At 42.8% G+C, this 14,797-nt stretch carries 12 protein-coding genes; 4 read left to right on the top strand and 8 right to left on the bottom strand.

Going from position 1 to position 14,797, the window contains the following annotated elements; all coding sequences use genetic code 11:
- From dld to HGT73_RS03535, 4 genes are all read right to left on the bottom strand, one after another.
- The gene (gene dld, locus HGT73_RS03550; RefSeq protein ID WP_214212290.1) at window positions 1-1,698 is read right to left on the bottom strand and encodes a D-lactate dehydrogenase; all 1,698 of its coding nucleotides are present in this window, start codon (window positions 1,696-1,698) and stop codon (window positions 1-3) included.
- 117 nt (window positions 1,699-1,815) lie between these two features.
- A complete protein-coding gene (gene nfsB / locus HGT73_RS03545; RefSeq protein ID WP_214212289.1) occupies window positions 1,816-2,460 on the bottom strand; it encodes an oxygen-insensitive NAD(P)H nitroreductase in 645 nt (214 codons plus the stop codon).
- A gap of 88 nt (window positions 2,461-2,548) precedes the next feature.
- Window positions 2,549-3,169, bottom strand: coding sequence for a trimeric intracellular cation channel family protein (locus tag HGT73_RS03540; RefSeq protein WP_214212288.1), 621 nt, complete (start codon window positions 3,167-3,169; stop codon window positions 2,549-2,551).
- A gap of 125 nt (window positions 3,170-3,294) precedes the next feature.
- On the bottom strand, window positions 3,295-4,104 hold the full coding sequence (locus HGT73_RS03535; RefSeq protein ID WP_214212287.1) for a shikimate 5-dehydrogenase: 810 nt from the start codon (window positions 4,102-4,104) through the stop codon (window positions 3,295-3,297).
- Between the two features lie 240 nt (window positions 4,105-4,344).
- Between HGT73_RS03535 and ada the strand changes: the two genes are divergently transcribed.
- Complete coding sequence (gene ada, locus HGT73_RS03530; protein ID WP_214212286.1) at window positions 4,345-5,433, top strand: bifunctional DNA-binding transcriptional regulator/O6-methylguanine-DNA methyltransferase Ada; 1,089 nt, start codon at window positions 4,345-4,347, stop codon at window positions 5,431-5,433.
- Here the strand turns inward: ada and pmrB are convergent.
- From pmrB to HGT73_RS03510, 4 genes are all read right to left on the bottom strand, one after another.
- Entirely contained in the window at window positions 5,430-6,524 is a 1,095-nt protein-coding gene (pmrB, locus tag HGT73_RS03525; protein WP_214212500.1) for a two-component system sensor histidine kinase PmrB, read from the bottom strand. The genes ada and pmrB overlap by 4 nt on opposite strands.
- A gap of 5 nt (window positions 6,525-6,529) precedes the next feature.
- On the bottom strand, window positions 6,530-7,198 hold the full coding sequence (gene pmrA / locus HGT73_RS03520) for a two-component system response regulator PmrA (protein ID WP_214212285.1): 669 nt from the start codon (window positions 7,196-7,198) through the stop codon (window positions 6,530-6,532).
- Window positions 7,195-8,826: a phosphoethanolamine transferase EptA gene (eptA, locus tag HGT73_RS03515; RefSeq protein ID WP_214212284.1), complete on the bottom strand. Its 1,632-nt coding sequence runs from the start codon at window positions 8,824-8,826 to the stop codon at window positions 7,195-7,197. The genes pmrA and eptA overlap by 4 nt, the downstream gene beginning before the upstream one ends.
- 170 nt (window positions 8,827-8,996) lie before the next feature.
- On the bottom strand, window positions 8,997-10,457 hold the full coding sequence (locus tag HGT73_RS03510; RefSeq protein WP_214212283.1) for a catalase: 1,461 nt from the start codon (window positions 10,455-10,457) through the stop codon (window positions 8,997-8,999).
- Window positions 10,458-10,651: 194 nt separating this feature from the next.
- Here HGT73_RS03510 and HGT73_RS03505 point away from each other — a divergent pair, with 194 nt between their 5' ends.
- The 3 genes from HGT73_RS03505 (at window position 10,652) to HGT73_RS03495 (ending at window position 14,787) form a co-directional block, all read left to right on the top strand.
- Complete coding sequence (locus HGT73_RS03505) at window positions 10,652-11,890, top strand: MFS transporter (RefSeq protein ID WP_214212282.1); 1,239 nt, start codon at window positions 10,652-10,654, stop codon at window positions 11,888-11,890.
- A 787-nt stretch (window positions 11,891-12,677) separates the two neighbouring features.
- Window positions 12,678-13,775: a DNA cytosine methyltransferase gene (locus HGT73_RS03500; protein ID WP_214212281.1), complete on the top strand. Its 1,098-nt coding sequence runs from the start codon at window positions 12,678-12,680 to the stop codon at window positions 13,773-13,775.
- Window position 13,776: 1 nt separating this feature from the next.
- Window positions 13,777-14,787: a hypothetical protein gene (locus HGT73_RS03495; RefSeq protein ID WP_214212280.1), complete on the top strand. Its 1,011-nt coding sequence runs from the start codon at window positions 13,777-13,779 to the stop codon at window positions 14,785-14,787.
- The last annotated feature ends 10 nt before the right edge of the window (window positions 14,788-14,797 follow it).

Here is a 14,797-nt window from a genome sequence, read left to right as displayed (position 1 = left end):
CTATTTCCAAAATTTACGGCGGCTGGTTTTACCTATTCCGGGATTACAGGTATTGGTGGGATCGAGTTGATGCCAATGTTGCTGATAGTCCTCTCGAGCCGCATACAAATGCCCAACATTGTGTTCCGCTGGATAGCGCGCACCACGTTGCTCAATATAATCAATAACCGCCTGCTTAAACGCTTTGCCATCTACCCCCGGTTTCAACACATAGTCCTGATGATTCACCAAGCAGAAAAAATGTCCGCAGCATGCGTCAGCTTGAATCTGCTGCTGTAAATGCGTAGGTAAATCAAATAACCACTGCTCATCATTGCGGCGCAATGCGGCATCGAAAGCAATGAGTCTTTCATTGGGATCGACGCCAAGATAATCACAATAAGCAATGGCAGCGCCTGCAACTGCGAAGCGAAGTAAAAAGGCGTCTTTTGCCTCTTTCTTATCGCAAACAAAATAGTCGCCCTGATTAGCGCTAAAAAATTGTTTGAGCAATGAGGTTAACTGTGGTGCCTGCTCGCTATCTGCTTTGATGATAAGGTGATGGTGAAAACGCTGACGATACTCAAGGATCCGTTTAGCCACCAAGGGGGGGGTTACTTGGTTAAAGCCTTGGATTAACCGGTCAGTGAGATTATGAGGTAGCCATCGGATCTTTTTCACTCTCACATCGCACATGGCTTTTTTCTTCATCAACCCAGGGATAGACTGGGGGCCAAGTTGTCGAATGGCTAAAATCATATGCTTTGCATAACGTAATGTCATGTCGAAAGCATTGGCATGAATATACTCAGCCTGAATGGGTAGATGATCAAGATGCTGCAGTAAGTGACGCCGTAACGTAATAAGCACTTTTTCATCATCCGTACCGATATACCAAGTTTCTGCGCCACTACTGGCAGGAAACGTCGCGAGCCGTGCTGCAAATACAATAATTTTTCCCGCACAGCCAGCACTATCGTGGAGATAATGTTTATCGCCATTAAAACGTGCGGGTAAGTCAGATTCTGTATCGCGGAGTTTCTGAGCATAATCGTCAGCCCAAATCTTACCCTGCCAATCGTCTGCATCACCGATAGTGAAGTGTTTGTTCTCTAAATTACGTAAAATCTCTTCCGGTGTATCACCTAGTTTAATGCCTAGATGATTAATAAGAGTAAGCTCGCCTTGTTCGCTAATTTGAGCATACAAAGATTTTTCAGTAAAAGCTGGCCCTCGACGAATTAACGACCCTCCAGAATTATTACATAGACCACCAATGACTGATGCACCGATACAGGATGACCCAATGACAGAATGGGGTTCTCGTTGTAAAGGCCGTAATATTTCTTCTAACTCAGTGAGGGTAGATCCTGGATAAGCAATGACTTGCTGTCCATTATCAATCACTTGGATCCCGGTTAACTGGCGAGTACTAATAATGACTACCGGACGGTCATAATCGTTACCATCAGGTGTCGACCCGCCTGTAATACCTGTGTTAGAGGCCTGCATGAGTATAATAACGTCTTGTGCAACGCACAGCGTCAACACTTGCCATAGTGCCGTGAGGGATTGAGGAATAATGACGGCTAAGGCATCACCTTTCCCCACCCGAAAACCAGTGGTATAAAATGATTTTTCATCTTGATCGGTTATTACCTGTTTAGTACCGACAATTCCTGATAATCCCTCTAGAAATGCTGAAGTGTGTAATGTCATAGCTGCCTGCTCCCTCATGCTGAATGATAGGAAAACAATATACCTAAATCAGTGTACGGGAAAGGGGTCAGGATGGGCTATTCGGCAACCGTAAAGACGATTACCGAATAAGGAGGATTAAAGATGAGTTACTGTTTTCGTTAACGGGAAGCGGGATTTAGGGAGTTGTGCGTTAAAGTCACTGTCGCTGTTATAACCGACTGTCGCCATCACAACACTGTGCAACCCTTGTTCTTCAAGGCCTAAAATACGGTCCATTTTTTGAGTATCAAAACCTTCAATAGGGGTCGCATGTAATCCGAGTGCTGGCGCACCTAATAAAAGAAAGCCCAGCGCAATATACAGCTGACGTTCTAACCAAGAGTATTGAAACTCTGGGGAACTTGCATAATTATTGATATATCCGCGGCGTCCTGCATCATTTTTTTGACGTGAAGCATCGTCACGATAGCGCCCGTCAGCATTTTCTTGCGCGACCAGTGCATCTAAATGTTGGTCGGTGACGCGATTCATGCTGGAAAAAACAATGGCAAGGGGCGCTTCGGCAACTTTATTACTATTTAATTCATAAATAGCAGGGGCTATTTTTTCTCGGCCAGCCTGTGTGCTGATGATATGAAAGTGCCACCCTTGCACATTGAGCGATGAAGGACTGTTTTGTAATAGGGAAATTACAGCCGTAATTTGTTCGTCAGTGAGCGAACGAGAAGCATCATAGGCTTTGGTTGTGAAGCGTGTTGCGGCAAGATCAGTAATATTCATCGTCGTTTACCATTATGTTTTCAACTAAACGATACGTTACTGATTAATCACCGGCAGAGCAATCGTTGCCGCACATAGCGTTAATAACTTAATCAAGATACTTATTAGCAATCGTCTTTAGCGTAATATTATAGTGTAATGAGAGCATACGAATTGCTGTGCAGCTGCCAATAGCAATCCAAATGCTGTACTGCGGAGGAATCACTCCTGATGAGCCCAAAATCTGAATACTGGCACCGACTAACGCCGCACTGGCGTAGATTTCCTTAGTGAGGATCACTGGGGAACGTCCCGTTAAAATATCCCGCAGGCAGCCCCCGCCGACAGCACTAACACACCCCATTAGGATAGAAAAAAAGATTTCATGTGTATGCTCAAACGCCTTATTGGCACCAAAGGCGGCAAAAAAGCCTAGGCCGAGGGCATCGAAAAATAATGCAGGCTTTTCAAAAGAGAATACAATTTTCTGAAAAAAACTAATCAGCATGATTGCGACAATAACACAAATTAGATACTCGATATTGATCAGGCCCGCGGGCGGCGTTGCGCCCAAACACAGGTCTCGAACACATCCACCCCCTACAGCAGTCACAAAAGCAAGAACAAAAACCCCGAATAGATCGAAGCGATGTCTTACACCTACCGTCGCGCCACTCAGCGCAAAAACAAAAGTACCAAATACATCAATAAAATGCAGCAAAACAGTCATGGTAAGGGCACTCATACAGAAGTAGGGAGCATCATCAATCAGAGACTCAACGAAACGGGGAGATAATATGCTATAACCGGCACGGAAAAAAGCGTTTCCCGTGCCTTGAGGTGATCGTAAAGGGGTTAACGACGAGAAAAAAGTGAGGCCTCTTGCATTAATTCATCACTCGGTCTGACGCCGGTATACAGCGCAAATTGCTCTAGAGCTTGCAATGCGATAACGCGATCACCGCTAATCACTGACTTACCTAACGCTTTGGCTCTTTTGACGAGAGGAGTTTCTGCTGGGAAGGCAACGACATCAAAGACGGTCTTAGCGGCAGTAATTAATGCGTCATCAAATGCGAGTGTTTCGCTGTCGGGACCACCACTCATGCCTAAGGGTGTGACATTAACGATAATGTCTGCGGGAGAGCATTGCTCAGGTGACTGATAAGTGTATTGATATTTTTCAGCCAGATTCCGACCGTTTTTTTCATTTCGAGCCATTACTGTTAAATGGGTGAAACCTGCATCATGGAAAGCGGCGACGACCGCTTTAGCCATTCCCCCAGCACCTTGTACCACGACATATTGCTGATTATCAGGAAGATTCTCCGCGATTAATTGACGGATAGCTAAAAAATCCGTGTTATAGGCGGTCAGTACCCCCTTGTCGTTAACAATGGTGTTAACTGAATCGATAGCTTTGGCTGAGTCGGTTAAATGGTCGATAAAAGGAATGCAGCTTTCTTTAAAGGGCATAGAAACCGAACACCCACGGATCCCGAGTGCCCGCACGCCTTTAATTGCCGCTTCGATATCATTGGTGGTGAAGGCTTTATAAATAAAATCGATATCAAGTTTTTGATAAAGATAATTATGAAAGCGCGTGCCAATATTACTGGGGCGGCCGGAAAGAGAGATACAGAGTTGAGTGTCTTTATTAAGCATTATTCAGTCCTAGTCACAATATATAACACCTATTATTATCAGTGAACCGATACCATTGAAAGGCCATTAACGAAAAATTGCGACACCGAGTTGTTTTTTAGCTTTATTCAGGGCAAAGATTAAAAAAACGTTGTTTATCGCGTCAAATAAGTGCACTGGGAGTGTAAAAAACGGATATTTTCTGCCGTCGATATGTTTTATCGTGATGAACAATTGAGTTGCTTTAGGAGTGAATTTCCTATGTCAGAGAACAGAGGTCAAACACGGCTTTATCTCAGCGATGACGAGCGTTGGCAAGCGATAAAGTCGAGAGACAAGACAGCGGATGACCACTTTGTTTATGCCGTTACCACGACCGGATACTATGGGCTGCCCAGTGCTGCCAGAATTTTGCCGCCACGGGAAAGCGTCTGTTATTTTACGGACAGTAATGCCGCACAGGCTGCCGGCTATCGGGCGAGTCCCCCCGAATTGCCTGTTACTCTCACATATCCAGAAAAATGGCTAAGCATTGTGGAAATGGTATGTAACGCGTTAGATAACGCTGACAGCGCACCGAGCTTAGCGAGTTTGGCGCAACAGTGCGGGATAAGCCAAACCTATTTGCACCGCCTATTTAAAGCGGTCACGGGATTAACGCCTAAGTCATACAGTGCAGGGTTACGTGCTTGTCGCTTACGCACGCAATTAGCCAATCCCCAGCAATCGGTCACTGAAGCGATTTATCAAGCGGGATATAATGCAAATAGTCGAGTTTATGAAAGTGCCAGTGGTAGGCTAGGTATGACCCCAAAGCGTTATCGCGAAGGGGGAGAGGGTAGCACTATTTATTTTGCACTGGGTCAATGTAGTTTAGGCGCCATACTGGTTGCACAAAGTGAAAAGGGAATTTGTGCAATTAGTCTTGGGGATGATCCTGAACCTCTGATCAACCAATTACAAACGCAATTTCCTCATGCTGAATTGCGCGGCGGCGATAACCACTACGAGCAGTACATCGCCGATGTTATTCGTTACATTGAACAACCACGCTTAACTTGGCACTTACCCTTAGATATACAAGGAACCGTTTTTCAAGAGCGAGTTTGGCGTGCCTTGCGTGAAATTCCTATCGGTACCACAGCCAGTTATAGTGATATCGCTGAACGATTAGGCGCCCCTAAAGCCGTGCGTGCAGTAGCTCAAGCCTGTGCGGCAAATCGTATCGCGGTGATCATTCCCTGCCACCGAGTTATTCGACGTGATGGCAGTCTATCTGGCTATCGTTGGGGGATTGACCGAAAACAAGTGTTACTGTCTCGTGAAAAAGCGCATCGTAATACCGATTAACGTGGCTGATCGTTGTAAGTAAATTCCTGTTCAAAAGTGACCGAAGCGCGGCAGCCATGAGGGCTTCGATTCGTTAATGAAAAACTGGCGCGGTGTAATTCACAAATTCGTTGCACAATATTCAGCCCTAACCCGATCCCTTCGTAGCGCCGGTCCATACGTACAAAGGCTTTACTAAGTTCATTTGCTTTTTCAAGATCAATACCCGGGCCTTCATCATCGATATCAAGTTTTATGGATTGATGATGTAGACTGACTCTTAGCACTATTTGGGATGATTGAGGACTATAGCGGTGGGCGTTCTGAATCAAATTTTGAACAACCATCTGTAGTAACGTGATATCACCGCGCAGTTGCAAGTGTTCAGTAGGAAGTTCTAGCACTAAAGTTTGTTGCCGTTGTGCTAATTGTCTTTCTAACTCAGGAAGCATCGGCGTGATAATCGCTTGCACTAAATCAAAATATTGATAACTCCCGGCTGAAAAAGATTGCCCAACGCGGGCCAGTTTTAGTAGTTGACTGACACTCGCCGTCATTTGATCAAGACGTGAAATCAAATCCCCCAAATTCAGCTGATGTTTTTTTTCAATAAGTTGTAAGTGCAAACGTAAGCCTGCCAATGGGGTCCTTAATTCATGAGCGACATCGGCGGTAAACAGTCGTTCTCGTTCTAAGGTCACCGTTAAGCGTGCCATTGTTGTATTAATAGCTTCAACGACGGCACTAATCTCAGTGTATTCACTGCACGCACTCAAGGGCTCAAAGTTGTCTTCAGTGCGTTGTTTCAGTGCCTCACTCAAGTCGGCAAGCGGTTTTGTGACCCGGCGTAACGCATTAAAACAGAGAATCAAACAGGTAATAATAATCAGCAAAGAGGGAACGGCCAGGCTTGCAACCGCCTCATGGACCTCTTTTTCATAGTCGCTATGACTATCGTGATGGTTGATAGCGCTTTGTACAAGGATAGCGACCTGTTCACGGCTCTCATGCCATAGCCAAAGAATACTGATCACTTGACAAAAAAAGATAATCGCTCCCACCGTTAACATTAATTTCCAACGTAATGTTTTGGGAGAAAAGGGGAGTAGCATTGTTTTCACGGGTTTCTCTGGGTCGGCATCGAATAACCAAAACCCCTTAAGGTTTGAATGCGTTGTTTACCAATTTTTTCGCGGAGGTTATGGATATGAACCTCAAGCGAATTGGTCGTGGGTTCGTTATCCCAACTATAAATATCGCTGTATAACACGTCACGATGAACCGGCTGATTCGCTTTGAGCATCAACCGTGACAAAATAGCGTACTCTTTTGGCGTAAGGTCAAGTAACTGTTGATCAAGAAAGGCTTGGTGTCGCCCAATATCAATCGTGAGATTGTCTATTTGCAGGAGATTATCTGATTGTTGATGATAACGTCTAATCAATGCTCGGCTGCGAGCTAAGAGCTCTTCGAGTGCAAAAGGCTTAACCAAATAATCATCCGCACCACTGTCCAGTCCAACGACCCGCTCTTCTAAAGTATCACGGGCGGTTAGAACGATAATGGGCAGGGCGACTTTTTGTTGCCGCAAATTTTTTAACAGTGTTAGCCCATCACCATCAGGTAGTCCAAGATCGAGCAATACTAAGCTGTAGTGTGACGACTGAAGAAATTCTTCCGCGCGTTTTATGCCGCTGGCAACATCGCAGAGATAGTTTTCACTCTGCATAGCGAGGAGAACCCCCTGCTGTAGCAGGGGGTCATCTTCAATAATCAATACTCTCACGCTTTTCCTCGGCAGCCATTTAAGAGATCAAGCTTAGGTTGGTATTCTTTTGTTTGAACACCAAGCAAGCCTAGCATTGTCGGGAAAAGATTATCTTGAGAACTTTGCATACGATTTGCCTGCTCTGTCATGCATCCTGTGTTCACAGCATAACGCTGCTGGTAGTCAGGGGAAAGCCAAACTAACATGGGGACATGTTTTTGTTGTATCGGCGCGACCATATAAGGTAAGCCGTGCAGATAAACACCATCTTCGCCCAACGATTCACCGTGATCAGAAAGGTAGACCAAGCTCGTGGTGAAACGCTGAGAGTTAGCTTGAAGTAATTGAATCCCTTGGTCAACGATATAATCCATATAACGGATGGTGTTATCGTAAGTATTGACCAATTGTTCAGTACTACAATGTTGTACCTCATTCGTTTCACACGTCGGGGTATAAAATTTAAATTGTGGTGGATAGCGGTGATTGTAGGTCGGCCCATGACTACCAATTGTATGGATAACAATCAGTGTATTACCGGTCTGTTTATCGATATAGCTTTGCAAGTTGTGATAGAGAACTTGGTCATAACACTCACCGTCAATACACATTCCCGGTAAATTCTGCGAAGTCATCTCTTCGGTAGGAACCCGCGTACATGCGCCTTTACATCCACCATCGTTTTCACGCCAAAAGACATGGACACCCGCACGTTGGACAATATCGAGTAAACCTTCTTGGTGATTGGCCAGCTCGTCATTATAGTGATCATGACCCATACCAGAGAACATACAAGGGACAGAAACAGCAGTAGATGTCCCACAAGAGAGAGTATTCGGGTAATAAACGACATGATCCTTCGCCAATAACGGTGTGGTTTGGCGTTGATATCCACCTAGGCCAACATCTTGGGCACGAGTCGTTTCACCCACCACTAAAATCGTTAAAGTAGGCTTACCCGTAAGGTGATCTGCGGCTTGGTGGGCATCTTCGCCGATATGGATTAAGGGTAAATTCGCGGTACGTTCATGTTTGTACCACGATATCCCGGCCGCAATACCGTTTGAAGGACTGAGGTTGGTAATAAGCTCACGGTTATTGCGAAAGAGTGATGCATAGTCTTTGTAAAAATTATCTGAAATTAAGTAGAGTCCTGCGCCCGAAACCAATAGCGCGATCAGAGCATAGCCAATACGGGGAAGATAGCGTTGACGCGTTAATCGCCGAGCTAGAAATAGCAGGATAATGGGAATGATAGCGGTGGCAATAAAATAGCCAATCATTTCAGGCGTTACCAATGCGAAGCTCTCTGCTGTCGTGGTATTGGCCATATTCGCGATCATTGAGCGATCCACGACAATGCCGAACGCACTAATGAAATACTGTGCGCTACTGGCGAGTAAGATGAAAACGATAGCCAGTGGAAACGCTAGCCAGACCAATTCGGCGAGCATTAATAAGCTGAATAAGACGAAAAATGAGACCCAAGGCATGCTCAACTGAAATAGCCAAGTATGGGCATTATTGGGGGAAATTAGTGCGTATGTCTTTTGGAAAAAAGGAATATTTAGACACAAGGTAATTAGCACTGCCGTCAGTGCATTGAGTACTGGATGTGTTAACCGCGCGCGTAACCAACTTTTCATAACCGAAACCCGAAACAATCATCAAGTCGGTAAGTATCCCCTACAGACCTTAAGATAATATTAAGTTTGTATGAAAAATGCCAAGGGAGGAGTCGGCGGGTATAGAGGGTAAAGCAATTGGATCTTACAACAATGGAGTGAGAAACGCCCTGCATAGCAGGGCGTTAATATTAAGATTGTGCAGCTTTTACTTTCTCAGCAATGCGGTCGCCAATATTTTGATCGATGGCACGCCAGTAGTCGAAGGCACGAGACAGCACAGGCTCTTTAACACCGTTTAGCAAATGACCGGCGACATTGTTAACCAGGCGATCACGACCAGCATCATCTAATACTTTGTTGACCAAAGTATTAGCTTGACCATAGTCGTCATCTTCTGCATGTAACGAATAGGGGGCGCGAACTAACTCACCTTGAGTTCCCCATGTGGAGTCAGTCGGATAACGTTCGCCATCAGCAGCGGGGCCGCCTTTGCTGTTGGGCGCATAGACCGGATCGCTCACCGGTTGCATACGCATAGCGCCATCTTTGCTATAGCTATTGACAGGACAACGTGGGCTATTGACAGGAATTTGCTTGTAGTTGACCCCTAAACGAGCACGGTGAGCATCAGCATAGGCAAAAATACGGCCCATTAGCATTTTGTCAGGGCTTAAACCAATTCCCGGCACCAGATTATTTGGCTCAAATGCAGCTTGTTCGATTTGTGCATGGTTGTCGGTCGGATTTTGATTCAGCGTCAGTTTACCCACTTTAATTAATGGATAATCGCTGTGCGGCCAAACTTTAGTAAGGTCGAATGGGTTGAAGCGGTAGTTGTCAGCTTCATCAAAAGGCATGATCTGCATGTACAACGTCCAGCTTGGATTATTACCTTCCGAGATCGCGTTATATAAGTCACGAACGTGGAAATCCCCATCGGCACCGGCTAGTTTGTCTGCCTCGTCTTGTGTTAAACACTCAACGCCTTGATCTGTTTTGAAATGATATTTAACCCAGAACTTTTCGCCCTGTGCATTCACCCACATATAAGTATGGCTAGAGTAACCATTCATATGGCGCCAGCTTTTAGGGATACCCCGGTCACTCATCAGCCATGCGACTTGGTGTGCAGATTCTGGAGAAAGTGTCCAGAAATCCCATTGCATGTCGTTATCACGTAAATTATTGTCTGCGCGGCGTTTTTGCGAACGGATAAAATGTTGGAATTTCATCGGGTCACGAATAAAGAAGACCGGCGTGTTGTTGCCGACCATATCGTAGTTCCCTTCCGTTGTGTAGAATTTGATCGAAAATCCGCGAGGGTCACGCCATGTATCAGGACTGCCTCGTTCGCCAGCAACGGTAGAGAATCGCATGAGGACATCCGTTTTCACACCCGGTTGAAAAAGGGCCGCTTTGGTGTACTGACTAACATCCTCGGTCACTTCAAAATGACCGAATGCACCACTGCCTTTAGCGTGGGGCTGACGCTCAGGAATGCGCTCCCGGTTAAAGTTAGCCATTTGTTCGATAAGGTAATGGTCGTGCAGAACAATAGGGCCGTCTGGGCCTACTGTTAATGAATGTTCATCGCTGGCAACGGGGATTCCCGCATCCGTCGTCGTTACCTTTCTTTTTTGATCGCTCATCACTGCCCTCATTATTTTTATTCACACATTGCTCATAATCAGTGTAGACGAAAGTTAGCCGTTCCGACTAGAGAAGTTATCACTTTTAAATCGATAGGTAATTTCGTTCATTGCGGCTTTTCACCGCTAAAAAAAATATAATCATGATATTATTACCAAACTAATTAACAATACGATTGCATTGGAGTCAAGCCTTGGATCCCGCTCATTCCTCACTATCACCTTATCGCCATCGTGGATTTCGACATTACCTGATCGCTCAAACCTGTTCTTCACTCAGCTTTCAGATTATTTCTCTGGCGGTAAGTTGGCAATTGTATGCGATGACACACAGCGCGTTTATGCTGGGAATGATCGGATTAATGCAATTTTTACCCTCTGTTCTATTGGCGCTTCCTGCCGGTCACATGGCCGACCAATATAATAGGAAAAAATTAATTCTAATCGGGCAAAGCCTTGAACTAGCAGCAGTCATCGGATTGATTGCTTTACCGTTATTGTCAGAATTAACCACACCGGCGTTATTAGGATTAGTAGCCCTTTTTTCGATTGCAAAAGCCGTTGAAGGCCCAGCTAACACGTCATTGCTCCCGGCGTTACTGCCTACGACTTTGCTCTCAAAAGGGATGGCGGCTAACCAAGTTTTTCGCGAGGCGATGGTTATTGCCGGACCTATGCTTGGCGGGCTACTTTATGTCTATTCCCCCGAAGCGGCTTATGGGGTTGCAGCTGGCTGTTATTTGATTGCGCTTATTATGACGGCAACTTTACATTACACCCCCATTGCTGTAACACGCTTACCGATGACGATGAAAAACCTCTTTGCAGGATTACATTTTATTTTTGATCGTAAAGATGTGCTCGGTGTCATTTCCTTGGACCTGTTTGCTGTATTACTGGGTGGCGTCACGGCCTTATTACCCATTTTTGCCCACGATGTGTTAAATACGGGGCCTTGGGGATTGGGGGCGCTACGTGCTGCACCTTCTGTGGGCGCATTGATCACCGGTGTCTGGATCAGTCGTCATGTCTTTACCCGTCACACTGGCCTTATCATGTTCGGTTCGGTTGCTGGATTTGGCGTAGCAACATTAGTGTTCGCACTGTCTCATCATCTTGTGTTATCACTGATTGCGTTGGTTGCACTAGGGGGATTCGATATGGTCAGTATGGTTATCAGGGGGGCTATGGTGCAGCTTGATACTCCTGACGCAATGCGCGGAAGAGTGAATGCTGTGAATTCAATATTTATCAATACCTCTAACCAATTCGGTGAGTTTGAAACAGGGGTATTGGCCAGCATGGTAGGGGCGGTACCCGCATCGGTAATTGGCGGCGTTGGAACGCTATGTGTGGTCGTGCTATGGATGAAAATGTTCCCGACATTACGCAGACGTCAGCAGTTAGCTCCTACTTTGCACGACGAGCGATAGTACCCTGCGAGTAGGGGAATATTTTATTACGCAACTGGTACTGAACAATTAATTTATCTCAAAGAAATTTTAACACAATTACTTAATTGAAAGTGTTAGTTGTAATTTTAAACAGAATGACTATAGCTGGTACAAGAGCCATCATCATATTGAAGAGAAAAACTCTATAAGTTCAGTCATTAGGCTTAGCTTGTTGGATTTTATTACTATAAACAATAAATATTGTCTTGATTTCTCATTACAAGTAATATTTGTAGTGAATTTTTTACGGGCAAAAGCGTAAGGTAGTCTACAAAACGGGGATACAATAGGCATGCTATAAGCAAGTGTAGAGCTGATGAAACTTGTACAACGCGAAACAGAAAGCTTGACGGTCGTAGCTGAGGCAACCTTAGACCTGAAAAAGATGGTCACGATTCAATGGATTAATCGCTAGAATTTGCTGCACAAATGAAAATAGATCAAAAACAGAGAATTGCGGAGTTTTTATAAAAATTAGACTTCATTACACTCATTAATGTAATTGGGTATTGTGTTAGCAGTATTATAACAATGAAGTGAACGGGGTTGCTTTAAAGTAGTTTATTTATAAAATATGGTATAATCGTGCAGTATTGAGAAATACTGAAAGTAGCGTTAAAAAATAAATCGCTATTAATTATATTTAGCATCGCTAGTAAATCGTGTGTTAATTCACCTCGGTGTAATATATATACAAAGTTTTATTTTAAAAAAAATTTATTTGGTAAGTTGTATTTTAGTTAATTTTTTACATAAATGAGATATTATGAAATCTGTAGAGCTTTTTTCTGGGATTGGCGGATTTAGAATTGCCTGCGATGAGCTTGGTATTGAGACTATTTGGGCAAATGACATAGATAAAAATGCCTCGAAAGTGTATATGAATAATTACCCCGATACTAATTATATTAATGGGGATATAAATGAATGCCTATCTGCTATCCCAAAACATGATCTACTTACAGGTGGTTTTCCATGCCAACCTTTTTCCAGCGCAGGTAAAAAACTTGGAGTAAATGATGTTCGAGGGACATTGTTCGCTACTATTATAGAAATAATAAAGGAAAAAGAACCTAAGTTCTTTGTTTTGGAAAATGTTAAGAGACTTTTATCTATGGATAATGGATCTCACTTTTCTATAATTTTGAGTTCTTTAAGCTCAATTGGTTATTTTATAGAGTGGAGAATGCTCAATGCCATTGATTTTGGATTACCTCAAAATAGAGAGAGAGTAATTATTATTGGCTGGAAAAATAATCCATCCTCTGATAATAAACCTAGAATGCTTCCAGAGGGGGATTTAATAAATATAAATAAAAAGAATATCACTGATATTAATGACTTTTCAAAATGGATTAATTTTTCAGATCACAGATTAAAGTTCAAAAATTGGGGTTGTGCCTATGAAGGTAAATTTATAGATTTGAATATTAATACTTTTTCAATGGCAAAGCCGGCTAAGAAACTGTTTGAGGTTTTAGAAGAGCACCCTAATGAAAGTTTCTTTTTTAATGAAGATACAAAGGAAAGGATAAAAAATAGCGTAGAAGTTAATAGGTATTTTAATGGTGTTGAAATAAGATACAACCAAAAAGGAGGTGCTCGTATGGGATACTCAATTTTCGGTATTAATGGCGTTGCACCCACGCTAACTAGTTCAACTAGTAGACATTATGAAAGATATGAAATAGAAGGTAATTATAGGAGATTAACTAATATAGAGTATGCAAGGATACAAGGTTTTCCAGATATGCATTGTCAGTATGTTTCTGTTTATGATCAATATACTTTATTTGGCAATGCGGTACCTCCAGCCTTAGTCAAATGGGCCATAAATCAGCTTATTAATAACGAGAGAAATTAATATGAGTAAAAAAATAAATGAAGCTTGCGATGCTAATCATTTGAGAGGAGTTGTTGCTTGTAATTTACAAAAAGTTCAATTTCAGTTGAATAACTATTTAGCTGGTAATAATTTAAATGAAATTGAAGAAATATTAACTAGACTTGGAAGAGGGGGAAAAATTCCCCATTGGTATGAAGGATTATCTAAACGATTAATCCCAAATTATGATGGTAAAACTATAGGCAGTATTGTTGAAATGATGCTGTTAGCAACCATTGAAAAGAAGGTACTATGTGGGATACCTGACTTACCGACACTAATGATTAACCCAGCAAAAGGAGTTGATTTTCCACAGCTAGGTTTAGGAGTTAAATCACCATCAGATAATTTTTGTACTAGTGAACCATTTTTTTCAACGTATGAGAGGCTACTTGGCAACATGCATGATAGTTTGGTTTTATTAACTAATTATCAAGATCCTGATTTTAAAAATAAAACGAAGCCTCTTTCTATAAAGAGTACAAAATTTTTACGTGGTAGTGAACTAGCAGATAAAAATTTATGTTCTTTAGCGAAAGCACATCGAGAATTTTTATTGAGTAGAAATGAAACCTTGTGCAAAAAACTTGTACAGTTTCTCGCTCATGTCAATCAGTCAAATATAGTTGCTAACTATCTTGTTTCTTTAGTGAAAGTTCTTCAGGAATCTAAAGATAATGTAGACCATACTATTTCATTAATAAATAAAAAGTTTGATAAAAAAATAAAAAGCCAAGTTGATAAAGGGGAGGTCCCTTTTGAAAAAGATATGATTTCAGAAATATTAAAAATAAAGGATAATCCATACCAAGTTGATGCTATTATAAACTGTTGTAATGACTGGGTGATAGAGAACCATAAAGAATTTGCTAGATACCCTAATGATAATGAATGGGATAGGTTTCTCACTAGCCCTTTAGATGGAAAAATATCAATTAGTTTTGCTTTGCAATGGCGTTATAATTTCGCAAGTGTTTTTAATTTAACTTGAAAATACCTTA

The organism is Rosenbergiella australiborealis, assembly GCF_018494035.1.
In the GTDB taxonomy this organism is placed as follows: domain Bacteria; phylum Pseudomonadota; class Gammaproteobacteria; order Enterobacterales; family Enterobacteriaceae; genus Rosenbergiella; species Rosenbergiella australiborealis.
Note: the sequence above shows the minus strand (reverse complement) of the source record. Positions and strands in the feature narration are given on the sequence as shown.